We start from the raw sequence: 24,391 nt of genomic DNA, 5'->3' as shown, positions 1-24,391 counted from the left end.
GAGTAATTGCTTGAAATTTAGCTAATGCGACTCCATATCTTTAATGAGCTATTTAAAACGCCTTGCTGCATACGCTTGATTTAAGCAGCGACTTTAATTTAGCTCGGAGCGAGTGATACTTTTTCTTTAGTTGGTTTTCTTTATGTCACTCGCCTCATATTACAATTACAAAATAACCTCGTGCCGTTGTAACGCTAACAATGTGTCGCTTTCAACGAAGCACAGAAAAGGTAGGAAATTATGATTACTCACGTTGGTATTATCGACCAAGACCCGGTTCGATTAATTACACCTCTGCTAGACCATGGCGTACCAGCACATAAAATGATTTTTATCGGCACGCAAACCCAACAAGAACAATACGATCGTTTAGCCTCTATTCTGCTGCCGCGAAATATTGAAGCAGAATTCTTCATCATCCCAGATTCGATCAATATTACTTGTATCCGCCAACGCCTTAACGAGCTCGCAGAAAAACTAAAACAAACACAATCTGAAGTTTGGTTTAACGCAAGCTGTGGTCTGCGTCACCGTCTTCTGTCTGCATACGAAGTGTTCCGCACATTCCATTGGCCAATCTATGTTATTGAACCTTTCAGCGATGAAATGTGCTGGCTTTACCCTGCAGACCGCGAACAACAACAAGTTGAAGACCGCATTCAACTAACCGATTACCTCACCATCTTTGGTGCACGCTGTGAACTACCGGAACAACTGGTTCCAGAAGCACTCAGTGATCAACTGCGTGAGCTTGGTCAACGCTGGGCTAGCTCTGCACTGGAGTTAGGTCCAGGTCTTGCCACACTTAACTACTTGGCAACCACTTGTCGTAAAGAGCAGTGTTTAACCGTTGCCTTAAGTGAAAAGCAACAAGGCTACCGTGAGCTTGGCATGTTGCTTAATGATTTAGAAGAAACAGGTTTAGCAACCTACCAAGACGGTGTTCTGACATTCAAACATGAAGAAGCACGCCGCTTTGCTAATGGTGAATGGCTAGAGAATTTGGTTCACAGTACTGTACGAGCCATTCAGAGTGAACTACCTACCATTCAAGACCACTCACTTGGCGTTCAGGTGTATCGTAAGATTGGTGACCGTGAAGTCCGTAATGAGCTTGACGTTGCTACTGTGGTAAATAACAAGCTTCACATCATCGAATGTAAAACGAAAGGCATGCGCGATGACGGTGACGATACCTTGTACAAACTAGAATCACTACGCGATCTGCTTGGCGGTCTGCAAGCCCGCGCTATGCTGGTAAGCTTCCGTCCATTACGTCACCACGATTTAGTGCGTGCTCAAGACCTTGGCTTGGCTATCATTGGTCCTGATCAATTAGGCGATTTAGAGCAACACCTCCACCAATGGCTGAAAGGTGCTGGTGGTTGGGATCACAACATCGCTTAACGCTCGCCAGAGTAAAACACAAAGATAAGACATAAAAAAAAGAGGTCGCATTAGCGACCTCTTTTTTAACTCTAGTTCTTAGCAATTTAAAAACATTACTGGGTTTGAGTTTCAGCCTCGGCTCCACTTTCTCCAGCATCAACTGCTAACTCGGCACCAGCTGTATCAGCAGGAACGTCAGCAACCTCCGACTCCCCTTCAACCTCACCATCATGGTCTGTGGAGACCAGTTGAACAGGTTCATCATTCGCAGTCGCTTGCTCAGCTTCAGGTAAATCTCTTGTAGCTAATTGCAGTTTCAACTCTGCAATTTCCTGCTGCTGCTGTTTCACCAATGCCTCTAACGCTGTCGCACGTTGGCTGACTTCATTAGTTTTCAACGAGGTTTTAGCTACGTATTGTAAACGAGCCGCTTTCACGTTATTGGTGATCATCGTCGCTTGGGTACGAATTGTTTGATCACGCAAATCTTGATCATTCAGCGCCTTAGAAATACGCAGCAGCTTGTTTTCCATCTCAAGAATATAGCCTTCATGCTGATCTTTGCTCAGATCGCGCATGGTACTGACTTCTAACGCAATATGCGCTGCGTGGGCGAGTTCAAATTCGATCTCTTTCACCGCCACTTCAATGGCAGCAAAATCTCGCGGCGTCGCATCTATGATGTTCTTACCGTTTTCGATTTTGATTTCCACTCGGTTGTAACTTAGCGGTGCGTAATACTTCACATCGTTACGACGGTGTTGCTCTAGCTCTTGCTCCAACGGGGCAATGTAGATTTTCTTTACCGTTTTTACTTCAAGGCTATGCGCACGCTCAAGATACTCATCTTGCATTTTACGCGCCTTGTTTAAATCGTCTTTATCGATATAAGTGAAAAGACGAGCATACAAGCGCCCTATACGAGTATATTCCGAACGGTAATATTTTTTCGCATCAAGCCCATCAAGGTACTTCATTTGCGCCATCGCAGGTGCAAGTACTTCGTCGGCTTCCCGTTTCAAGCCTTCAAGCGCCACCATCTGTTTTTCAACCACTTCAATTTCATCATTGAAACGATCTAAATAGGTCGCAGAAGAGAATAGAGAGTAACTTTTCAGTGCTAACTCAGGATCAGCCACTAGCTCTTGATAAATGGCATCGGCTTTTTTCCAGCTTGAAAGCATCAAGCCGAACTTTTCAGGTGAGTAAATTTCTAAAAACTCAATGCCTTGCAGCTTACGTTCCCACGCTTCATGACGTTGAAGGCTACTTTGATACGCATTTTCAGCATTGATTTCTACTGTCTGCGATGTTGGCTCACTTGTACTTTGACAAGCGTTTAATAAAGCAGTGCATAATGCAAGCACAACTGCTTTACGCAATGGATTCATACTATTTCCGTTATTGTTATTTTAGCGTTGGCTGCTAGTTACGCAGCACAATGGGGAGTGCCCCTAAATTCATATTTCAACGCGGACGGCAATAGTAACCGACCCTCACCGAGTACTAAAGCCTTTATTCCTAATAAAACGCTGCATAAATGGACGAGCTTCTTTATTCAACGTTTCCGTTATTTGTTGTGACCATGTAGTGTCTTTTTTACCGCCTGTTCGCGTGCGGTAATAGTTACTTACTTTATCGTCATATTCCGCTAAAGCTTGATGGTTAAATTCCGCTTGGTAGTGCTCTTGATGAATCACCAATGATTGCGGCAAACGGGGCTTTGGTTCAGGGTTTTGAGCCGGATAACCTAAACATAACCCAAATAGCGGCATTACATGGTCAGGTAAACGCAATAACTCCGCCACTTTTGCTGGATTATTACGAATACCTCCAATGTAGACCCCACCCAGAGCTAAAGATTCCGCAGCCACCAAACAATTTTGCGCCATCAGCGCTGTATCTACCGCGCCAATTAAGGTTTGTTCAGTATAACCAAGTTGCGCTTCAGGGTTAATTTGCTGGTGACGATGAAAGTCGATACAAAACACCAAAAACTCTGCTGCAGTTGCCACATAGGGCTGATTGCCGGCAAAAATGGCGAGCTGTTGCCGTGCATCAGGCTCAGTTATGCGGATCACACTGGTGCATTGAATAAAGCTCGATGACGACGCTGCAATCCCACAATCTAATATCGTAGTGAGTGTGTCTTCAGAAATTGGCTGCTCGGTAAACTTACGGATCGAGCGATGGTTGAGTAAGGTTTCAATGGTACTATTCATGGGTATTCTCGTCCTTTAGCTCGCCTTGCGCTTGCTTCACACCGCAGCAATCACAAACCTGCTCCAAAATTTCCAGCAGTCGCGCTTTGTTTAGCGGGAGTGGATTGCCTTTAATCGCATTCGACAGCAATGCATCTTCCGCAACCTCATCAAACATGGTATCGCAAAAGCCGTATTGGCTTACAGCGGGTAGGTTGAGGCGGCGTAAAGTGCGCTTGGTCCACGTAATACCATCAGCAATTTCAGCATTCATTCGCCCTGTCAGCAAACAAGCAAGTTGACGGTAGCGATTAAGCACATCAGCTCGCCCTGCTTCACGTGCAGCCAGCACATTTTCTTGCATCACATAAGGTGATAGTTGGGCTGTGATCAATCCGTGTGGCGCTTGCAGGCGACCACCTAAAGCAGAAGCTAACCCATGAGCCGCGCCTAATTTGGCATTGGCTAGCGCCATCCCACCTAACATGGCTGCAAATGCCATATCAGAACGGGCACGAGGATCATCGTCTTCGCAAGCTGGAATAATGGCATTGGCAAGCCGACGCAAACCTTCTTCACAAATCATGTCGGTAAGCGGGTTAGGATCGCCACACACATAAGCTTCCATCAAATGCGTAAATGCATCCATACCACAGCAGGCGGAACTAATTGGGTCCATGCCATAAGTGAGAGTCGGATCAACAATCGCCATATCAGGCAACATATCAGGGCTGCGCAAGCTCACTTTGACGTTCTCTTGAGCTGAGCGCAGCACTGCATTTTTACTGACTTCAGAGCCCGTACCTGCCGTTGTTGGAATGGCAATAAACGGTAGCGGCTTCGCTTGCAGTGGGACATTGCGCCCTACGACTTCGACGTAATCGTAAACACTGCCTTGATTGGGGATCAACGCCGCTAATGCTTTACCAGAGTCCAGTACGCTACCGCCCCCCATCGCTATGACCATGTCAGGGCGAAACTTACGCCCCATCGCTGCCATTTCTTCGATCATGGCAATCAAAGGCTCGCCGTGAACAGCAACTTGCTGATAACGCATGTTTTGTTGTTTGAGGTAGTTGACTAGCGGTTCTGAGCGCGACATATCTTTGCCCGTCACTAGAAGCACGCTATAGCCAAACTGATTCAAGGTACTGAATGAATTATTTAGCGCACCTTCACCGAATACTATCCTTGTTGATGTCATAAACTGGAACATAACTACCCCATTCAATTCTAAAATCCATTCGCATCATGATTTGCATATTGGTTATACGATGCGAATACACTCTAGTTTTTTCTAAGAGGTGACATTCTTGCTGTGCTTTAAGTGATGAGGCACACATCATCTTGGCGCAGTACTACACACACTTACTGTGAGCACACCACCAGAATTACGCGTTTAAATTGCATAAAAGTGCTCAAATTGAGAGTGCATCTAACATTCACGATAAATATTGATATTAAACAATTTTATTCTGACTTCATGCAGTTACGCATAAAGAAGCGGCGCCCAGTCACATTTATAATGCTGTCATCATATTGCTCGGCTTTTTCTACTACTTTTCATTCTTTACTTCAAAGACAACCACATTTTTAAGTCGCCGTTTGGTTTCCTTCAATTTCATGCTCTAGGCTTGATGCCAGAAACCTAAAACCTTGCGCATTTGCAAAAAATATCATCAATCGGTTTTATCTATCACTACAAGCGATAAATCCCACTTCCTGATCCATCAAAGCCGCGATATAGTGATCACAATTGATTTAAGGAGAGAGTGTATGTTCGTTGTAATTTTTGGTCGCCCAGGTTGTCCTTTCTGTGTTCGTGCAAAAGACCTAGCAGACAAACTAAAAGAAGAGCGTGAAGATTTTAACTACCGTTACGTTGATATCCACGCAGAAGGCATCAGCAAAGCTGACCTTGAAAAAACAGTAGGTAAGCCAGTTGAAACTGTTCCTCAAATCTTCGTCGATCAAGAGCACGTTGGTGGCTACACTGAATTCGAAGCATACGCGAAAGAAAACCTAGGTCTTTTCCAATAAGATCGCGGTAAATCGCCAATAGGTATCATACCTAACAACGCATTTCTGAAAGCCAGTCATTCGACTGGTTTTCTTTTTTATCAGTAGGCAGTTTTTTGTCACTAAACCGCCGAATTTCCATCACTATTTGCATAAACCCACGCCTTTACTGGGCTAAGATTCATTACTGATTTTTCTTGTTTTTTTGAAGCACTTTCCTGAATCAAAAACAATGTATTTTTAACAAAAAATAATTCATGAAAAATCTATTACCGCACATCAAAATCGGCTAGACTTCACACACTCTTCGCGTGTTCTTTGTTCCGGAAAATTTGTTGTGAATATCGACGTTGCAGCTCTGCTTCACCAAAATGATATTTTATTGCTCTTTGTCGTCCTCGCTGTTGGTTTAGGTGTCGGAAAATTCCGCTTTGCTAACCTTCAACTTGGCAACTCTATTGGCGTTCTACTTGCCGCCCTTCTATTAGGTAATGCAGGCTTTACCTTTAATACCGAGGCGCTAAATATCGGCTTTATGCTGTTTATTTTCTGCGTTGGCATTGAAGCAGGCCCTAACTTCTTCGGTATCTTCTTCCGAGATGGTAAGCACTACTTATTACTCGCCTTAGTGGTACTTCTGACTTCGGTCGCGATTACCATGACCATGGCCGATAAGCTCAACCTCGATATTGGTTTAGCTACTGGTTTAATGGCAGGCTCGCTCACAGCTACCCCGGTTCTTGTAGGTGCAAAAGATGCCCTTAACGGCGGTTTGGCTGGCATTACTGAAAGTAATGCAATTCAGCAAATTGTCGATAGCCTGAGTGTCGGCTACGCCATGTCGTATCTGATCGGTTTGGTGAGCTTGATTGTGCTGGCAAAACTGATGCCGAAACTGCAAAAACAAAACCTTGCAGAATCGTCACAACAAATCGCAAAAGAACGCGGGATTGGTGAGGTCGCTCAACGTAAAGTATACCTCCCAATCATACGTGCTTATCGTGTCGGCCCTGAGCTAATTAACTGGATTGATGGTAAGAACCTGCGTGAGCTAGGTATCTACCGCCAAACCGGCTGTTATATCGAACGTGTTCGTCGTAACGGTATCCTGGCTAACCCTGATGGTGATGCCATCTTGCAAGAAGGCGATGAAATCGCCCTTGTAGGTTACCCAGACAGCCACGCGCGTCTTGACCCTAGCTTTAGAAACGGCAAAGAAGTATTCGACCGCGACTTGCTCGACTTACGCATTGTTGAAGAAGAGATCGTGGTAAAAAATGACAGCATCGCGGGTAAACGCTTATCCGACTTGAACCTGTCTGAATACGGCTGTTTCTTAAACCGTGTGGTACGCGCTCAAATCGAAATGCCAATGGATCATAATATCTTGCTCGATAAGGGTGATATTTTGCAGGTCAGTGGCGAAAAGAGCCGTGTATTGGGCTTAGCTGAGCGCATCGGTTTCATCTCGATCCACAGTCAAATTGCCGACTTGCTGGCATTCTGCTGTTTCTTCATCATCGGGATGTTGATCGGTACTATCACCATGACTTTTGGTCACATCGCCTTTGGTTTAGGTAATGCCGCAGGTTTGTTGATTGCAGGTATTACGCTGGGCTTCCTACGAGCCAACCACCCGACTTTTGGTTACGTGCCGCAAGGGGCATTGAATATGACCAAAGATCTCGGGTTGATGGTCTTCATGGCGGGGATTGGCTTGAGCGCAGGTTCCAACCTATTTGACTCGCTCGCTGATGTCGGTTTTGCCGTGTTCGCCACCAGCATCATGGTCAGTGTGGTACCTGTTGTAGTCGCGTACTTATTCGGTGCTTACGTGCTGAAAATGAACCGCGCGCTACTGTTTGGTGCCATCATCGGGGCACGTACCTGTGCACCTGCGATGGATATGATCAACGAGCATGCACGCAGTACCATTCCAGCATTAGGTTATGCGGGTACTTATGCCATTGCCAACGTCCTGCTAACGATAGCGGGTACGCTGATCATGATCCTCAACTAGCACTAACTACTTATTCCTTCTCGATTTTTAATACGAGACTTCCCATAGGGGCTGACTTTTCACAAAGTCAGCCCCTATTCAGTCGTAGCAGTTACACTTTAGTACTTATACTTATTCCATTAATTTTCTTACTCTTGCTGTGAATCAATTAGACAATTGATGGAATGAGTATTTACCAAGACATACTGAATGCGCTTTGCTTAGAATTGCTGATTGTTTACACATTACTAAAGCGCGAGTTTGAGAAAACCTTGAAGCTATCACATATTTAACATGCTGATATTCGCAAGGTTATTATCTATTCAGTATATTCATACTTATACATTTCAAATATCTGGGTACTGTTATTATGCGAATTCTTATCGTCGAGGATGACCCAATCCTTAGCCATCACCTTAAATCCCAGCTTGCCGAATTAGGAAACCAAGTTCAGTGTGCTGATACTGCTGAAGAAGGGCTATTCTTCGCAAAGAACTACCCGAACGACATCGCGATTGTTGATATCGGTTTACCCGATCGTGACGGCATTAGCTTAATCAAAGACATGCGTAAGCAAGGTCTACGCCTGCCGATCTTGATTTTAACGGCACGTTCAAACTGGCAAGACAAAGTAACTGGCTTAGAAGCTGGTGCTGACGATTACCTCGTAAAACCATTTCAAAAAGAAGAAATGGTGGCACGCCTTAGCGCACTCGTTCGCCGCAGTGCAGGTTTTGTAAAACCTGAAATGTCAGCTGGGCAAATCCGTGTCGACCTACTCGCGAAGCAAGTTTACGTGGATGAAAAACCACTGGAACTCACGGCATTTGAATACGATTTACTTGAGTACCTGATGCGCCATAGCCGTCAAGTTGTATCAAAACAGCGTTTGCTGGATGTGCTATACGAAGATCAAGAAGGCGATCCAAACACTATTGAGGTGATGATCAGCCGCCTACGCAAGAAGATTGTCAAAACAGGCCAAGATAACCCTATTTCCACCATTCGTGGACAAGGCTATATCTTTGAGTTGCATGCTCAATGAGTAAGATTATTCAGCCACGTTTGCGCCGCCGAGTACTGGTTACCTCGGTGGCCATCATCGTGCTTATCACCTCGGCTTTGGCTGGGGTGATCAATCAGCTTTACACCCAAAGCTACATCGCTGCGTATTCATCTGAACTAGCAGCGCAAATGCCAATGGTGGTTGCCCAGCTAAATAGGGCAGGCTTGATTAAAGACGTTGATAAGTGGATCCGCTCGATTGACCCATCGGAAACCGACTACATGTCGGTGGTCTGTAATCAAAAAGCAGAAACCGTGTGGTTGTCCGATGATGCTAAAGAAGCCAACCTTTACAACATCTGTAGTAAAGTGCCCCATGAGCTACTCGCCCCTCACCTAGTAACCAATGATGACAACGTCAACTTCATTGCTTCCAGCTTAGGTAGCGAACACAAAGAAGACGGTAACTCGTTCCGCCTTGTGGTACTTCGTTCCGGTGATGATTACGCCTCTGCTCTCTCTCAACTTCATAAACGCACCACCTTTTATTTGGGACTCTTTGTTCTGATCGCGATTGCCTTTTTGATTGCTGCGTTCCATTGGAGCTTCCAACCGCTGCGCAAACTTGCTTTGCAGTTGGATCAAATGAGTGAATCGAAACGTAAAAAGCTCGATCAAGACTACCCGATGGAGCTGCAAGAGATCACCTCGGCACTTAACCGCTTGATCCGCATAACGGAAGATCAGAAAGGTCGTTACCGTCATGCAATGGATGATTTGGCGCACAGTCTTAAGACCCGTTTAGCGGCAACCAATGCTTTACTAGACGACAAAGAGCTAACTCGCGACATGCTCAATCAACGTATTGTTGAGCAAATCAGCCAGATGGATGAGCTAGTTCAGTACCAGTTAAAACGTGCCATGATGGGTCAGCAAGGTCTGCAAAAAGAAACAACTGAGCTGAAACCCTCACTTGATAGCTTTGATCGTTTGCTTAGCAAAGTGTACGGGGATAAAGAAGTGAATCTGGTATACAAATTCAACCCTAAGCTCAAGCTGCCAATCAATCGCAGTGACTTGATGGAGTTATTGGGTAACTTGCTAGAAAATGCTTACCGTTTTTGTATCAGCACAGTGCAGATCAGCGTCAAAGAACATCCTGATCATTACATCATCAAAATCGAAGATGATGGTCCAGGGGTGAGTGAAGACATGCGTGAAGCTATTTTCCAACGCGGAGTACGCGCCGATCAGCTCAATCCAGGGCAAGGCATTGGCTTGTCAGTCTGCCATGAATTGGTCGACAGCTACCAAGGTCGTATTCATGTGCAAACCTCAACTTTAGAAGGTGCCGCTTTCATTATTCGTCTACCAAAACACTAGTTACGTTTAGGTTCGATTAGGTTGAAGCTATCTAAGCTATGCCCATAAAAAAACCGCCAATATTCATTGGCGGTTTTTTAGTATCTACTTCGCAGTCAACTGCAAGCTGTTAATTAGATGTCTTGAACATCAAACTCAATAGCTGGGTTTACATCGGCTTCGTAGTCTACAGACTCAATACCGAAACCAAATAGCTTCAAGAACTCGTCTTTGTACTCTTGGTAATCCGCAACATCGAATAGGTTTTCGTTTGTTACGTTTGGCCATAGCTCACGACAGTGCTTCTGAATGTCTTCACGAAGTTCCCAGTCATCAAGACGTAGACGGTTTTCTTCGTCAACTTCTGGTGCAGTACCGTCAGCTTTGTATAGACGTTGAGTGAACATGCGGTGAATCTGCTCCATACAACCTTCGTGTACGCCTTCTTCACGCATCTTCTTAAATACCATTGCGATGTACAGTGGCATTACTGGAATTGCAGAACTTGCTTGAGTTACCACACTCTTAAGTACAGCAACGTTTGCAGAACCGCCAGTTGCAGATAGCTGCTCGTTAAGCGATTTCGCTGCGCGGTCTAGGTCCATCTTCGCTTGACCTAATGCACCGTGCCAGTAGATTGGCCAAGTAATTTCTGTACCAATGTAGCTATACGCAACAGTCTTACAACCTTCAGCTAGTACGCCCGCTTCAGAAAGCGCGTTAATCCATAGCTCCCAGTCTTGACCGCCCATTACAGTAACAGTGTCAGCCACTTCTTGCTCAGTTGCAGGTTCAATGCTTGCTTCGATCAATACGTCTTTATTAGTATCAACCGCAGTCGCTGTGTAAGTCTCACCCATAGGTTTTAGGCTTGAGCGAACAACTTCACCTGATTCAGGCATTTTACGTACTGGCGATGCCAGTGAGTAAACCACCATATCAATCTGACCGAGATCTTCTTTGATAAGATCAATGGTCTTTTGTTTTGCTTCATGTGAGAAAGCATCACCATTCAAGCTCTTCGAGTAAAGACCTTCTTCTTTCGCTAGCTTGTCGAATGCTGCTGAGTTGTACCAACCTGCTGTACCCGGTTTTTTCTCTGTACCCGGCTTCTCAAAGAACACACCAATAGTTGATGCACCACCACCGAATGCCGCAGCAATACGAGATGATAGGCCGTAACCACTTGAAGAACCTACAACAAGTACACGCTTAGGTGCATTAGCGATAGGGCCTTGTGCTTTAGTGTAAGCAATTTGCTCTTTGACGTTTTCTTCACAACCCACTGGGTGCGTTGTTGTACAAATAAATCCACGAATTCTAGGTTTGATGATCATTTTCAACTTCCCTTACATAATTGCCAGTAAGGATAAAAGGTTACTGACTTTTTCGCATTAGATTTATGCGATAAATGGCTAAAAATGGCAGTGGTTGGAGGTGTTATTGATGCAAGTTTGTACTTTTTCGCTGATTTATTCCCATCTTTTCCCACATTTCACGAGCTCGGCTTCCCTTATGTTTTACCCAATGACTTGCTATCTGGGTATAGAAGACAAGGTCATAGCGCACTCTGTCCTGATTACACAACCTTAGTCGCAAAATACTACTCGCAAGATACTATTCATATGTGATCTAGCATTAATATGGAACAGTGTTTTTAATTGACAGCATATTTAACCAATTAACGCCAACACCAGAAATATAGCTTTGAGGTGGAAGAGCAATGGTGAACTTACTTTACGACGGAATAAAACGAATGCGATTAAGAAAGGCTTTATTACTTTGCGCAGGGCTATTCGCCCTAAATGTTCACGCCCAACCAAACATCCCCACACCAGCTAATTGGAATTTTCCCGACATCGCTGACTCCGCACGAGTCATCGCACCAACCAATATTGCTGGCATCCCCTTCAATGAATATGGACTCGCATATTCTCAAGATATATTAGCTAACCTTGATGTTCTAAATCTCCCTGCAACAGAGCTTCAAAAATACGCCGATGTCGTTACCCACGCCTACCCAGATGCAACCGCTGAGCGCGGAATGCCAGACGATTGCAGTCAATTGCCTTTTGAAGATCTCAACGAGACTTCCTTTGCCAATATCGCATACATTTCGATCAACGCGATCAAAACGAACAATCGGCAATCAGCAGCCAATTGCTTGCTATACCTACAAACAAACTTAAAAGAGTCTGTTAGAGAATAAACAATCACCACTGTTCAAAGCGGTAGTTTTAAGGTGGCAATAAAAAACCTCTGGCACTGCCAGAGGTTTATTAACGTGTTTCACACTGTAGTTGCAAAAAATAAGCGCAAATTAGAACTTAAAGTGACTGATCTTATCGCTCACATCATTGGTGTAGCCGGAGACTTTCTGACATTCTTGTTGTGATAACTCAGATCCTTGCCCGATTTCTTCCGCGGCATCGTTAATCGCAACAATGCTTCTGTTCACTTCTTCCGTCACCGCCGCTTGCTCTTCTGCCGCACTGGCAATTTGATGCGCCATATCTTGGATTTTGCCACTTTGAACGCTGACTTCGTCCAAGGCTTTGACCGCCTCTTCAGCATGAGACATACACAAACTGCTTAACTCGCGGTTCTTCTGCATAGTCGCAACCGCTTCTTTGCTACTGCCGCGCAGGCTATCAATCATGGTCTGAATTTCATCTGTTGAATCCGCAGTCTTCGTTGCTAAGTTACGAACCTCATCCGCTACTACGGCAAAACCGCGCCCTTGAGCACCAGCACGCGCCGCTTCAATAGCGGCATTAAGCGCAAGTAAATTGGTTTGCTCTGAGATATTACGAATCACATCCAAAATACTGCCGATATCGTTCGTTTTAATCTCTAGCTCTTCAATCACCCGCGTCGCTTGCTGAACATTTTGCGACAAATCTCGCAAGCCACTGGCGTTAGCCTCTACCACTTGCTGCCCTTGAGCCACTGAGCCTTGAGTCAATGATACTGCTGCTGCGGTTTCTTGGGCGTTATCCGACACACTATGCGCCGTCGATGACATCTCGTTAGTCGCTGTCACCACCTGCTCAATCTCTTGGCGTTGCGCCATGATGTTCGTTTGACCTTGTGACGCGACCGCAGCGGTCGCTGACACACTTTCGGTTAACGAGCCAACAGAGCCGGCAATATCACTAACAATGCCACGCACATCACCAATAAAGGTATTAAGATGCTTCGCAAGCTGTCCTGTTTCGTCCTTACGCTCAATATCGATATATTGGGTTAAATCCCCTCCCGATTGCGTTAGCGCTTTCACTCGCGTGACAAGCACGCTAATAGGCGAGGCTATGGATAGTGATACAAACCACATCAAAATTAAGCCAAACAGACCCGCACAGAAACCAACGACAGCTTGTCCGGTTAAGTTATCAGAGAAACGTGTGATCACGGTTTCGACTATTGCTTGAGCGTTAGCAAGGGCGATTTCCTCAGGGGCAATCACAATCACTTCCCATTGAGTATGGGTACCGCTGGTTTCAAATTCAGCCGTTGCAATCAGATCGTCACCTTGGTGGATCGTTTCCCCCGCCTGACGAGAAGCTAAGAAGGTTTCTAATTCAGTATCAGAAATATTCTTACCAACATTACCCGCCTTAGCACTGTCAGCACCAATAATGCCAGCGGCACTTAAAATAATGACCCGAGACTGACCATTTAATAAGTTAGCCGACGTGTTATTTGCGAGTGATTGGAGAAACGCGAGCGAGTAATCAACCCCAAACATACCTACGTATTCACCATCACGTAATATAGGTGCCACAAACGAACTCATTAAAGTTGATACACCTTGAATGGTATAACTGGCAGGGTCGATTACGCAGGGTTGTTTCTTTTCCATCGGGCATAAATACCACTCGGAATCTCGAACACCGGTTTCATTTAAGTTGTAATTGTAATAAGGGTAAGAAGCCTCTAATACAATTTCACCAGAAGGCGAGCGGTTATAGTAAGGACTAAAAGATCCATTCGGCTGGGAGTACTTATCGTTGATATAATTTCGAGCTTGACCATTAAATTTATCAAATTCCCATGCGGAATAAATGCCGATAATATTTTCGGTATTATTAATGGTATTACCCATTAACTGAATTAACGCCTCTCTTGATATTTGTGGGTCTTGCCCACTAAACGATTGCGCATAGTTCGTCGCAATATCAATTGCCTCGTTAAACACGATATTGATTTTATCGGCTTCTACCTCAGCAGACAGGCTTAACTGCTCAATCAAGGCACTTTCTGCATCGGTTAAAATTAATCTATCTAATTCATTAAGTAAGTTTTTACCACTGAAGTGGCTATAACCTACCATTGCGAGTGTAACAGTTAGCAAACTCGCCCCACCAAACAACATTATCTGTTGTTTAATACTGGAGAACTGCATATCAATCCCTTTTTGGTTTTATATTTTTTATTACCTCACCATTCAATCTTTCGCATAATTATTTCTAGATTTAAAAAATGAGGTCTGTTTGTGAAATTCAAACTTACATCAAAGGCGCAAACGCGACGCCCTTAACAATAAAAGCAGAATTTATCTTCACGAAAACGCTAACATAGAGAAATAGCTCCCACAAAACACTATTGTCATATAAATAAAAAAAGGGATGATATTGACTCACAGCACTAATTTTAATTTTTTATATTCGTTAACTTAATACAATTCAAAAATAGCAATGTTAATTGCCAATATTGCATTTGTTATTACGCTCAAAAAAGTATTTTGATTTTGATTACACCCAAACAGCTCATTCACCAGGTGAATATGTCATGCGGTCAAATTGAAATAAACGATTGCAAGTGAATAAGCGCCACATAATATGCACTGGCATTAATAAAAAATGAGTGATAACAGCAGAGTAAAACAACGGTTATTTTCTAAACTGACACAAATAAAAGTGCCACGTAAAAACGCGGCACTTTACATATCACTGAATAAAATAGCTTATTTGTTCACTACGCCGCTTTACCCGGCTCTAGCGTTAAGCTCGAAAATCGCTCTGGATTAAAGTCATCCACCGAAATGGCAATACGACGTAACTCATCCGCATTTTCCATCTGTTCAACTTCAGCATCCTTCAATAAACCTTGCTCTTTCGCTAAAACAAGCTTCTCAGCTAACGTAGCTTTACGAGGAATATCCCCAGCTTTCACCGCTTGAGTTAACTTAGCATCTAAAGGTTTCACTTCTTGCAAGGCAATAAAGGCACGCTCCATGATCGCAATCGGATCCCCTGTTTTATTGCCGATATAGCAAAGATGAGTAAGACGGTCACGATGTGCTCCCGGCTTCATCAACAATTTCGCAATGCTGACGGTGATTTCATCTTTTGGTGCTTTGTAGTGAATACCTATTGGGAATAACAAGGTGCGCAGTAAACGCCCTACTCCTTTACGAGGGAAGTTAGCGAAGATTTCATCAAACGCGACGCCACATTGATGTAAACAATGTTGAAGTGCGTAGTGCACCATTGGCAGATCAGTTTGCTGACGACCTTCGTCTTCAAAACGTTTCAAGGTCGCAGACGCCAAATAAAGGTGACTCAGTACATCACCTAAACGCGCAGAAACTAGTTCACGACGTTTTAACTCACCACCAAGACTTAGCATCGCAAAATCCGAGGCTACGGCGAGTGCACGGCTCATGCGTGATAAATGACGATAATAGGGCGCGGTTTCACCACTGACTGGTGCTCGATTAAAGCGCGAGCCACTAAAGGCATTGAGCAGCGATTTCGCCACATTACCAACGGCAAAGCTAATGTGCTTGCTCAGCAAGGTATCGAACGCTTTACTACCTTCTTGTACATCAGGATTCGCTGCTGCTTCCATTTCAGCCAGAACATACGGGTGACAGCGTGTCGCCCCTTGACCAAAGATCATCAAGTTTCGGGTTAGAATATTGGCCCCTTCCACTGTGATTGCTACTGGCATCCCAAAGTAATGGTGACCAAGATAGTTCTTAGGCCCTAACTGAATCGCTCGACCAGCATGAATATCCATCGAATCATTCAGGATGGTTCGCGCCATTTCTGTCATGTGGTATTTAGCAATAGCGGTGATAATTCCTGGCTTTTCACCTTGGTCCAATGAAGTGGTTGTTAAGGTACGTGATGCTTCCAACATATAAGTGAAACCACCAATACGCCCCATCGCTTGAGCGACACCTTCAAAGTTACCAATCGACATACCAAACTGCTTACGCACATAGGCATAAGCACCTGTTGTACGAGCCGTCATATGCCCCACTGCCGTACCAAGCGCAGGCAACGAAATACCACGACCAGCCGATAAACATTCCACCAGCATACGCCAACCACGACCAGCATATTCTTTACCGCCGATGATCCATTCGATAGGAATGAACACATCTTTGCCGCGTGTCGGTCCGTTCATGAATGCCATATTGAGCGGGTCATGACGCTGACCAACTTCAACACCTGGGTGACTTGTTGGGATCAAGGCACAAGTGATCCCCAAATCCGATTTATCCCCGATTAAGCCGTCAGGATCTTGCAGTTTAAATGCCAAACCAAGCACTGTCGCAACAGGTGCTAAGGTGATATAACGCTTATCCCAGTTCAGCTTAATACCTAAGACTTCTTCACCTTGGTACTCGCCATAACAAACAACGCCCTGATCTGGGATACCACCAGCATCAGAGCCCGCCTCTGGCCCCGTTAAGGCAAAGCACGGAATGTCTTCACCGTTTGCTAGGCGTGGTAACCAATAGTCTTTTTGCTCTTGAGTACCGTAGTGCCCCAACAGCTCACCGGGACCAAGTGAATTTGGCACCATGACACACACAGCCGCACTCAAACTACGGGTTGCAATACGGGTGACTATGGTTGAATTGGCTAAGGCAGAGAAATCCATCCCGCCGTATTCTTTACCGATGATCAGTGAAAGGAATTTTTCTTTACGGAGGTATTCCCACACTTCAGGTGGCAGATCGCGATCTTCTTGTACGATCTTATAATCATCCAACATCGCAAGTAGAGTTTCTAACTTGGTGTCGATAAATGTTTGCTCTTCATCCGTGAGCTGAGGTTTTGGATAATTCAGTAAGGTATTCCAGTTAGGAGACCCACCAAACAGTTCACCATCCCACCAGACACTACCGGCTTCCATCGCTTCACGCTCAGTTTCGGATAGTGGTGGCAGCACTTTTTTAAACATCTTAAAAGCGGGATCACTAAGATAGCGTTGTCGCATATTTGATAAAGTGCTCATGTTTCAGGTCCTTTTGTTTCATCTATCGATTATTTTTATTTCTAGGTCAGCATTACAGAGTTCCAGTTGGTTCATCGCATACTAGCGACAAACTTTGTTCTATCGGTGCAGCAACGCCCGCAGCCAAATATGGCACCAGACGATCAATCAAATCAGCCGTTGTGACTTTACAAGCAAAGTCATTCTCGGCAATTTGACGCAAAGCGGTACTTGAGGCCATGGTGAATACCGAGGCGCCAAGGGTAAAGTGCAGTCGCCAAAACAGGGTTTCAGGATCCAAAGAAGGGTTTGCACGGCAAACGGCACTAGTAAACAAATTCAGTACATCGGAATAGCGATTGATGATAAACCAGCGCAAGTGACCTTGGACGTCGGTATACCCACGACCAATCAAAGACATAAAAATGCTGGCGCCGTAAGGGCGGAAGTCATCAAGCTCCACTAATGGACGTTTGATACAGTGAAAAACCTCCTCCATGGTTATTTCATCACGAGACAATAAAGCTTCCAGCTCTTGAATCAATACTGGCACAAACTGTTCTAAATAACGGTCAAGTACCGCACGGATCAGCGTTTTCTTATCGCCATAGTGATAGTTCACTGACGCTAGGTTAACCCCTGCCTTGCTGGTAATCGTTCGCAGCGAGGTTTCATTAAAACCATGCTCAGCAAACAGCAGTTCAGCGGCATCCAGAATTCGCGCTTTTGTTTGTCCTTTCACTGCCATTTTCATTCACCCGTATTAAACACATGTTTGAACTTTACAACTCATTATAATTTTTAACAAGTAATAAACACTTTTCGCCCTTTGTCAGGATCACAGATCCCGTGATCCCCCCCAAGGAAAAGCGAAAGGAAAGCACAAGCTTAAGAAGCGATAACAACACTGGTGACCCCAAGAATGAAATCGCGTCAATGAAGATAGGTAAAGTAAGGAGAGAAGTGCAAAGATAAGAATTAAAACCAGAAATAAGAAATTATAAAATTTCTCAACTTCACGGGAACAATCAGTCAAAAAGCAGGTCATATATTATGCCACTGCTTTTTCTTAGAAGACTTTCTTCGAAGCCTGTCTAGCCATATAGACAGGCTTTCTTTCATTTTGGGCGATGAGATTTCAATGTCGCAGAGATTCACCTTAACTCAAACGGCGAAATACGACAGTATTGTCCAAAATCTCAGTCCAAGGTTGGTAATCTAGCCCCATGTCGAACACATATTCAGTGATCAAACTTCTCGCCGTCGTCAACAAAGCATCCGCTTTCCACGGCTTTTCAAAGTAGCTTTCAATACGTGCGCGATTAATCGCTGCAATTGTGTCTTGATGGGTCGCCTGCCCTGTTAGCAACACCTTTTTAGTGGCACGAAAACGGGCATCTTGAGACACTTCAGTAAGCAACTCAACCCCAGTCTTGCCCGGCATCACGTGGTCGGAAATCACCAAAGCAATAAACTCACCTTCCGCATCGAGCTCGTCCATCAACTCTAATGCTTCATCAGCAGATTCACAGTCTTCAACATGGAAGTAATCATTCAAAGGTGCGAGATCTTTTAAAACCGCACTCAGCACTTCCCTTTGGTCATCTACACAGATGATGTTTAGTTTTTCCATAACTCTTCCTTACAAATTGCTATTTATTGGCAGTTTGATTCTGAATTTTGTTTTTTCCTGATCGCTTTTCAGCGCAATCGTACCGCCGTAACTATGGATAATGCGTTGGACAATCGATAGCCCGAGCCCCAAACCAAACGACAATCCGCCTTTTTTGGTAGTGAAGTTGGGTTGGAAGATTTTGCGACGAGTGGCTTCGTCTATCATGGGGCCGTTGTTACTGATGGTGATCATCAAACGGTTCTTGGAATATCGGGTGACTATTTCGATTTGGGGCTCGTCGGTATGCTCCATGGCATCACAAGCATTTTTAATGATATTGACCCACACCTGTACTAACTCAGTGGCGCTAGCGGTAATTGTGGGAATGACCGCTGGGCGTAATGTCACATTCACCCGCCTCAAATTACTTTGCAGCAATGCCAGCGACTTATGAATGGTATCGTTGACATCGACATCAGGCTGCTTAGTTTGCTCGCTCCCCCCCAATTGCTTAACCGACCTTACGATACTTGCCGCATGTTTGGCGGCTAAGCGCATATCGTGGAGATCGCGCCCAACATCCCAATAACGCAGCGCTTGATCTAAATTGGCAAGCCAATAATCGGGAATATGACCTTGAGGCAAAGCACGTGCTAACTGACGAGCTTGATCGCGGCTGAGCACATGTTTTTCTTGCAACTCTTTGGCGCGCTTGCGGGCTTGGGCTGAGGTAACAGACTGACCTTCACAAATCCCTAAATCGAGGAAAGGAGAAACTTCAGGTTGGTTTTCTTCTAAGAAATGACAGATGGCGTTTTGGAGGCTTTCCGTTTTACTACTCAGGACACCGACCGCATTATTAAGCTCATGAGCAATGCCCGCCGCTAATTGCCCTAAGGTCGTCATTTGTTCTGCGGCATACAGCTTTTGCAGCGCTTTTTCTTTCTCAATCGCTTGCAGACCTGTGAGCATTTGCCGCTGCGCTAATTCATGCATCATGACTGGCATAAACTGCTCGCTAAGCGAACCATAAGTTTCGACATCAACGGCTGGAGTCTCGAGGTCTATCCAAGTCAGGACGCTATCGCGTTCGGCTATCACTGTGGTTGATGCTTGTTTGGTTTGCGCAAAGAAACTGTGAACGCCAAAGAACATCCCCGGCACCACACTAAATACCTTGGCTGTCAGGCTTTTTTTATCGTTACTTAAATACCCTGATAGTTCTCCGCTTTTAACCCAGTACAACCGATCGTTAAAGCCATCTTGTTTTAAGATCTGCGTACCTGCTTTTACCAACTTAGTACGGCTGGAATCTTGGAAATACACTTTGATGATGCGTTGTACGACTTCCGAACGCTCCATTACGGGCAACAACTTAGGCGGCTCTGCGTTTGCCTGTTTGATTAACTCAGACGGGCTTAATGGCTCAGTCTCAATAGGCTCATGAGCATCATCAACAAGGGGCTTTTGTGATTCATTCACTGATGGCATTTCAACTCCATGAACTAACAACTCAATCCCAGTTTGGCGTATTTTTACACGCCAAACTGTGAATTAGGGTTGAGATGATTAAATGAAATTCACTGCGTGGAGGATCCAGATCATAACAAAGCTCATCACCACACCGACCACACCAATAATCACGCCAACACGCGCCATCTGGTTACTCTGAACATGCCCTGTTGCATGTGCCAACGCATTTGGTGGCGTACTGATTGGTAGTGACATGCCCAGCGATGCTGCAAACGTTACAACCAGAATCAGCGTAATTTCACCGCCCAGTGGCACTAGGCTCGCCATCGAAGTCCCCAATGCCGCCATAATTGGCATTAGTAAGTTGGCAGTCGCGGTATGAGACATGAAGTTTGCCATCGTCAAACACAAGATCGCCGAGCCCACCAACACCACGTACGGTGAGTAGCTATCGAATGGAATACTGTGAACTAACAAACGCGCCAAACCGGTTTGATCCAACGCCAAGCCAAGCGCAATACCACCCGATACTAACCACAACACATCCCACGAAATCTTTTTCAGATCTTCTTTATTGATAATGCCAGTAAGTGAGAAAACGGCGACTGGGATCAGAGCGACTGTGTACGAGTTCATACCGTGAGTTGAACCCATCAACCACAGAATAATGGTTAGGGCAAAAGTAATATAAACCGTGATCGCTTTTGGTGTTTTAAGGAATTTACCCTTAATAGTTAGCTCGATTTTCTCTTGCTTTGCTGGGTATAAAAGGTTGATCAGTACCCAAGCAAACATCAGTAAGATCGCGACAAACGGCACCCCGAACATCATCCACTCACCAAAGGTAATCAGGTTCTCGCCCGTTAAGTATTTAAGGGCAATCGCATTCGGTGGGGTACCGATTGGGGTACCAATACCACCAATATTGGCTGCCACCGGAATACACAACGCGAAGGCAATTTTACCTGGGTCGCGATCGCCAAACAGAGCAATCACTGGTGCCAAGATAGATAACATCATGGCTGTAGTCGCCGTGTTCGACATAAACATAGAGAACACTGCAGTGATCAGCATTAACCCGAACATTACGTATTTAGGCTGGGTACCAAATGGCTTGAGTAGCACCCGCGCTAAGTTGACGTCCAAGCGGTATTTAGTCGCCGCCATTGCCAAAAAGAAGCCCCCCAAGAACAGCATAATAATTGGGCTAGCAAAGGTTGCCATGATGTCACTGTAGGATAACAACTCACCGAAATGCGCCTGACCGTGATCTAAACGGAACAAGTACAAGCCCTTATCCGACAGTAACAACAATTCGAGCACAATGATCACCACAGAAGTAGCGTAGATTGGGATCGGCTCAAGCACCCAGCACAAAGCTGCCAGTAAGAAGATAGCAATCACACGTTGCTGAATAATGGTTAGCCCTTCAACCGGAAACGCCGATGCTGGTAGCAATAAAATAACCACAGGGATCAAGATGGGGATCAGGTAGCGAAAATATTGAGGCATATTTGATTATTCCCTTAAAACAAAAAACTAATGTGTGCTGCAAACAGGAAAAACAAACAGTGACTTAGAGGCCAAGTTTGCAATTTCTCAGCTTGATATCCTGTGACATCAAACCAAGCAAGTTAATACTTTAGTAGTAAGGAATATATTGCGATGATACTTCAGCATTTACACCGGATTAGATCAATAAACCTGTGAAATAGAAGATTTTTTTCATCACACTTTTACAGAGTAAACAGGCTTGATTAATACTTTTAGTGCGATGAGAGAGTAAGAAATAGTAACTTAGATCACAAATATTTCGATAGCGTGACTAATATCACCTTTTCTCTTTTGATTTGTTATACAAATCAAACCTAGTGACTGAAAGCCTGAGCGTAAACTCATTTTTAACATTGCAGATAACAAAAGACCTAGCCAAGCTAGGTCTTTATCGAGAAGCATTATTCACTCAGGAATAAAGCGTTACTTCGCTGGTTGTTGTTCACTGGTCAGCGACTCTTCCAATACGTCTTCTTGTCCCATGTAAGTACGAGATGAACAAAATGGTGTCATTGGAACATTGGGCTCCAATACTTCCACTTCTTGCTGTTTTTTCTCGTGCTCGCAAGACATGTTGTTCACCAGACGTAGCACTAATACAAAGCCCAGTACACCAAATACTATCGAGCCCACGGCTTGACCTATCAACACACCACCAGCACCAGCTAATTGGCCACCCACATAAACGAATGGAATCGTCCCTAAGGTCGCCTTACCCATATTCAAAGCTGTCGACCAAGTTGGACGGTTGAGATTATTAAAGGCTGCGTTGGCAACAAACAAAGCGCCATTAAAGATAAAGGTCACGGCAACAAAGCTACAGAACACGACAATCATCGATGCCGAATCCCCTTGCAGGCTGAACAAGCTAATCAAATGATCTTGCAGTAACCACAGCACGATAGAAACCAGCACGCAGTAAACCGAAGTAAAGAGCAATGCATCTTTCAAGGTACGGTTGATCCGATCCCAACGCTCAGCACCAAAGTTCTGGCCAATGATTGGCCCCACAGCGCCCGATAATGAAAAGACCAACGCAAAGCTCACAGGCATGATACGACCGATCACCGCATAACCCGCGACAAAGCTCTCACCAAACTGAGCGATATGACTGGTGACAAATGCGTTACCGATTGGGGTGGCGGTATTGGTTAAAATGGCAGGAAAAGCAATGGCTGATACGCCCGCTAGCGATGCTTTAAACGAACTAAAATCTGGGCGAGTGACTAGATTATGCTTAACAATGATGGCATACAGTGAGAACACCAGCACCGACAACCGAGCAAATACCGACGCAATGGCTGCACCTTCAATACCCAGAGAAAAGCCAAAGATGAAAATAGGATCCAGCACGGCATTGACACCACCACCAATAAGGGTCGCAATCATGGAGCGCCGTGCATCACCCACACCACGCAATGCCGCCCCCGCAGCCATCGAAATCGCAATCATTGGCGCACTTGGTAGCAAAATCACCAAATAAGAGGTCGCGGCTTTCGCTACTTCTCCTTTTGCGCCAATCAAATCAAGCAGTAAAGGTAACTGCCACATCATTAATGTCACCAGCACACAGCTGATCAAAAAAGCGAAAATCATGACATTAACGGTAATACTACGCGCTTGTTCGCGTTGCTTAGCCCCTAGTGCACGTGAGACTAAAGCCCCCATTGCAATCGAGGTACCAATAGAGGCGGAAGTAGAGAAAAAAACCAATGTACCAGCAAAGCCAATTGCAGCTGCAAGTTCAACTTCGCCCAACATACTGATAAACAGCATATCGACAAGGTCGACCAAAAACAGGGCCATTAATCCTATTGCCCCGGTTCCCGACATCACGGCGATATGCCGCATCGGCGACCCAGTTACAAACTTCGCTTGCTGTTCACTCATCCTGCCTTTTCCTCTCCAATGGCAAAAAAGGCGCACAAAGCGCCTTTTACAAACAACTTAATCATCGAAAAACACAATAACTACTAAATATAAGCAAAGTATTCATTGATTTGTGCTTAAGTCGAATACCAAATTTATTGTCCCAATCAGCAATCATTTTGATTGGGTTTATTATTGAGTGGAATCATACTGGATGTTTAAAACAATCACCAATCTGATTACTAATAGCGGTTAACACGTCACGACGGGTAATCACCCCCACTAACTGATCGTTTTCAACAACAGGATAAATCTTAGGTTTTTGCCCAGACATGGTTTCTGCCAATTCGATAATAGAACTCTCAGGAGAAACTGTGAGTACTTCATCACGCATACACTCACCTACTGTGTGTGTATCTTGGCAGTGATAACCAACTTTGATCAGCTTTTGGATCATGTCTTGTTCTGATAAAAAGCCCACTACTTGACGGTTTGCATCAATCACTGGACCACCAATTTGTTTCGCCGTTAACAGCTTATCAAGCGCCGCAGAAAGCGACTGACTCGGATCAAATGTCACCGGGCGCATATTCATATAGTCTTTAACTTTTAACGATTCCATGCATCCCCCTAAACCCTATGTGTGCAGAGAAAAAATGAGCGAGCTTTAAG

The 24,391-nt window shown here is 44.8% G+C and carries 18 protein-coding genes; 6 read left to right on the top strand and 12 right to left on the bottom strand.

All coding sequences use genetic code 11. The features are described from left to right. Positions 1–240 precede the first annotated feature (240 nt). Positions 241–1,407 carry a Card1-like endonuclease domain-containing protein gene (locus tag A3K86_RS14080; protein WP_068332192.1) on the top strand — a complete coding sequence of 389 codons (1,167 nt, stop codon included), beginning with the start codon at positions 241–243 and terminating at the stop codon, positions 1,405–1,407. Between the two features lie 95 nt (positions 1,408–1,502). Here the strand turns inward: A3K86_RS14080 and A3K86_RS14075 are convergent, their stop codons facing one another. The 3 genes from A3K86_RS14075 to A3K86_RS14065 all read right to left on the bottom strand — a co-directional run bounded on the left by A3K86_RS14075 (position 1,503) and on the right by A3K86_RS14065 (position 4,806). Continuing rightward, positions 1,503–2,780 carry a hypothetical protein gene (locus A3K86_RS14075; RefSeq protein WP_068332189.1) on the bottom strand — a complete coding sequence of 426 codons (1,278 nt, stop codon included), beginning with the start codon at positions 2,778–2,780 and terminating at the stop codon, positions 1,503–1,505. Positions 2,781–2,885: 105 nt separating this feature from the next. Further along, positions 2,886–3,611, bottom strand: a complete 726-nt coding sequence (gene nfsA / locus A3K86_RS14070; protein WP_068332187.1) for an oxygen-insensitive NADPH nitroreductase — start codon at positions 3,609–3,611, stop codon at positions 2,886–2,888. Further along, positions 3,604–4,806: an iron-containing alcohol dehydrogenase gene (locus A3K86_RS14065; RefSeq protein WP_068332184.1), complete on the bottom strand. Its 1,203-nt coding sequence runs from the start codon at positions 4,804–4,806 to the stop codon at positions 3,604–3,606. The genes nfsA and A3K86_RS14065 overlap by 8 nt, the downstream gene beginning before the upstream one ends. Positions 4,807–5,366: 560 nt before the next feature. Between A3K86_RS14065 and A3K86_RS14060 the strand changes: the two genes are divergently transcribed. From A3K86_RS14060 to A3K86_RS14045, 4 genes are all read left to right on the top strand, one after another. Beyond that, positions 5,367–5,630 carry a GrxA family glutaredoxin gene (locus tag A3K86_RS14060; protein ID WP_068332181.1) on the top strand — a complete coding sequence of 88 codons (264 nt, stop codon included), beginning with the start codon at positions 5,367–5,369 and terminating at the stop codon, positions 5,628–5,630. 316 nt (positions 5,631–5,946) lie between these two features. Beyond that, complete coding sequence (locus A3K86_RS14055) at positions 5,947–7,629, top strand: aspartate:alanine antiporter (protein WP_068332178.1); 1,683 nt, start codon at positions 5,947–5,949, stop codon at positions 7,627–7,629. A gap of 349 nt (positions 7,630–7,978) precedes the next feature. After that, positions 7,979–8,653, top strand: a complete 675-nt coding sequence (locus tag A3K86_RS14050) for a response regulator (protein WP_068332176.1) — start codon at positions 7,979–7,981, stop codon at positions 8,651–8,653. Next, positions 8,650–9,996 (top strand): ATP-binding protein, encoded by a 1,347-nt coding sequence (locus tag A3K86_RS14045; protein WP_068332174.1) that lies wholly within the window; start codon positions 8,650–8,652, stop codon positions 9,994–9,996. The genes A3K86_RS14050 and A3K86_RS14045 overlap by 4 nt, the downstream gene beginning before the upstream one ends. Before the next feature lie 113 nt (positions 9,997–10,109). Here A3K86_RS14045 and fabV read toward each other — a convergent pair whose 3' ends face one another. Further along, a complete protein-coding gene (fabV, locus tag A3K86_RS14040) occupies positions 10,110–11,312 on the bottom strand; it encodes an enoyl-ACP reductase FabV (RefSeq protein ID WP_068332172.1) in 1,203 nt (400 codons plus the stop codon). Positions 11,313–11,698: 386 nt separating this feature from the next. Here fabV and A3K86_RS14035 point away from each other — a divergent pair, with 386 nt between their 5' ends. Then, positions 11,699–12,184: a hypothetical protein gene (locus tag A3K86_RS14035; protein WP_068332170.1), complete on the top strand. Its 486-nt coding sequence runs from the start codon at positions 11,699–11,701 to the stop codon at positions 12,182–12,184. A gap of 111 nt (positions 12,185–12,295) precedes the next feature. On the opposite strand, the gene A3K86_RS14030 is transcribed toward A3K86_RS14035, so the two are convergent. The 8 genes from A3K86_RS14030 to A3K86_RS13995 form a co-directional block, all read right to left on the bottom strand. Further along, complete coding sequence (locus A3K86_RS14030) at positions 12,296–14,380, bottom strand: methyl-accepting chemotaxis protein (RefSeq protein WP_068332167.1); 2,085 nt, start codon at positions 14,378–14,380, stop codon at positions 12,296–12,298. Positions 14,381–14,952: 572 nt separating this feature from the next. Beyond that, on the bottom strand, positions 14,953–17,229 hold the full coding sequence (locus A3K86_RS14025) for an acyl-CoA dehydrogenase (protein ID WP_068332164.1): 2,277 nt from the start codon (positions 17,227–17,229) through the stop codon (positions 14,953–14,955). A 52-nt stretch (positions 17,230–17,281) separates the two neighbouring features. Further along, positions 17,282–17,956 (bottom strand): TetR family transcriptional repressor PsrA, encoded by a 675-nt coding sequence (gene psrA / locus A3K86_RS14020; RefSeq protein WP_068332615.1) that lies wholly within the window; start codon positions 17,954–17,956, stop codon positions 17,282–17,284. Between the two features lie 411 nt (positions 17,957–18,367). Beyond that, positions 18,368–18,841: a response regulator gene (locus A3K86_RS14015; protein ID WP_068332161.1), complete on the bottom strand. Its 474-nt coding sequence runs from the start codon at positions 18,839–18,841 to the stop codon at positions 18,368–18,370. A 9-nt stretch (positions 18,842–18,850) separates the two neighbouring features. Then, on the bottom strand, positions 18,851–20,185 hold the full coding sequence (locus A3K86_RS14010) for an ATP-binding protein (protein ID WP_068332610.1): 1,335 nt from the start codon (positions 20,183–20,185) through the stop codon (positions 18,851–18,853). A gap of 207 nt (positions 20,186–20,392) precedes the next feature. Beyond that, on the bottom strand, positions 20,393–21,808 hold the full coding sequence (locus tag A3K86_RS14005) for an SLC13 family permease (protein WP_068332158.1): 1,416 nt from the start codon (positions 21,806–21,808) through the stop codon (positions 20,393–20,395). A gap of 465 nt (positions 21,809–22,273) precedes the next feature. After that, entirely contained in the window at positions 22,274–23,740 is a 1,467-nt protein-coding gene (locus tag A3K86_RS14000; RefSeq protein ID WP_068332155.1) for an MATE family efflux transporter, read from the bottom strand. A 184-nt stretch (positions 23,741–23,924) separates the two neighbouring features. Beyond that, on the bottom strand, positions 23,925–24,341 hold the full coding sequence (locus A3K86_RS13995) for a CBS domain-containing protein (RefSeq protein ID WP_068332151.1): 417 nt from the start codon (positions 24,339–24,341) through the stop codon (positions 23,925–23,927). Between the last annotated feature and the right edge of the window lie 50 nt (positions 24,342–24,391).

The organism is Photobacterium jeanii, assembly GCF_001650345.1.
Classification (GTDB): domain Bacteria; phylum Pseudomonadota; class Gammaproteobacteria; order Enterobacterales; family Vibrionaceae; genus Photobacterium; species Photobacterium jeanii.
The sequence above is the reverse complement of the archived record's forward strand: the minus strand, read 5'-3'. Positions and strand labels throughout refer to the sequence as shown.

Excerpts from the sequence above, each read along its gene's own strand:
- A3K86_RS14080 (WP_068332192.1), top strand. The coding sequence starts at position 241 with ATGATTACTCACGTTGGTATTATCGACCAAGACCCGGTTCGATTAATT.
- A3K86_RS14075 (WP_068332189.1), bottom strand. The coding sequence starts at position 2,780 with ATGAATCCATTGCGTAAAGCAGTTGTGCTTGCATTATGCACTGCTTTA.
- nfsA (WP_068332187.1), bottom strand. The coding sequence starts at position 3,611 with ATGAATAGTACCATTGAAACCTTACTCAACCATCGCTCGATCCGTAAG.
- A3K86_RS14065 (WP_068332184.1), bottom strand. The coding sequence starts at position 4,806 with ATGTTCCAGTTTATGACATCAACAAGGATAGTATTCGGTGAAGGTGCG.
- A3K86_RS14060 (WP_068332181.1), top strand. The coding sequence starts at position 5,367 with ATGTTCGTTGTAATTTTTGGTCGCCCAGGTTGTCCTTTCTGTGTTCGT.
- A3K86_RS14050 (WP_068332176.1), top strand. The coding sequence starts at position 7,979 with ATGCGAATTCTTATCGTCGAGGATGACCCAATCCTTAGCCATCACCTT.
- A3K86_RS14045 (WP_068332174.1), top strand. The coding sequence starts at position 8,650 with ATGAGTAAGATTATTCAGCCACGTTTGCGCCGCCGAGTACTGGTTACC.
- fabV (WP_068332172.1), bottom strand. The coding sequence starts at position 11,312 with ATGATCATCAAACCTAGAATTCGTGGATTTATTTGTACAACAACGCAC.
- A3K86_RS14035 (WP_068332170.1), top strand. The coding sequence starts at position 11,699 with ATGGTGAACTTACTTTACGACGGAATAAAACGAATGCGATTAAGAAAG.
- A3K86_RS14030 (WP_068332167.1), bottom strand. The coding sequence starts at position 14,380 with ATGCAGTTCTCCAGTATTAAACAACAGATAATGTTGTTTGGTGGGGCG.
- A3K86_RS14025 (WP_068332164.1), bottom strand. The coding sequence starts at position 17,229 with ATGAGCACTTTATCAAATATGCGACAACGCTATCTTAGTGATCCCGCT.
- psrA (WP_068332615.1), bottom strand. The coding sequence starts at position 17,956 with ATGGCAGTGAAAGGACAAACAAAAGCGCGAATTCTGGATGCCGCTGAA.
- A3K86_RS14015 (WP_068332161.1), bottom strand. The coding sequence starts at position 18,841 with ATGGAAAAACTAAACATCATCTGTGTAGATGACCAAAGGGAAGTGCTG.
- A3K86_RS14010 (WP_068332610.1), bottom strand. The coding sequence starts at position 20,185 with ATGGAGCGTTCGGAAGTCGTACAACGCATCATCAAAGTGTATTTCCAA.
- A3K86_RS14005 (WP_068332158.1), bottom strand. The coding sequence starts at position 21,808 with ATGCCTCAATATTTTCGCTACCTGATCCCCATCTTGATCCCTGTGGTT.
- A3K86_RS14000 (WP_068332155.1), bottom strand. The coding sequence starts at position 23,740 with ATGAGTGAACAGCAAGCGAAGTTTGTAACTGGGTCGCCGATGCGGCAT.
- A3K86_RS13995 (WP_068332151.1), bottom strand. The coding sequence starts at position 24,341 with ATGGAATCGTTAAAAGTTAAAGACTATATGAATATGCGCCCGGTGACA.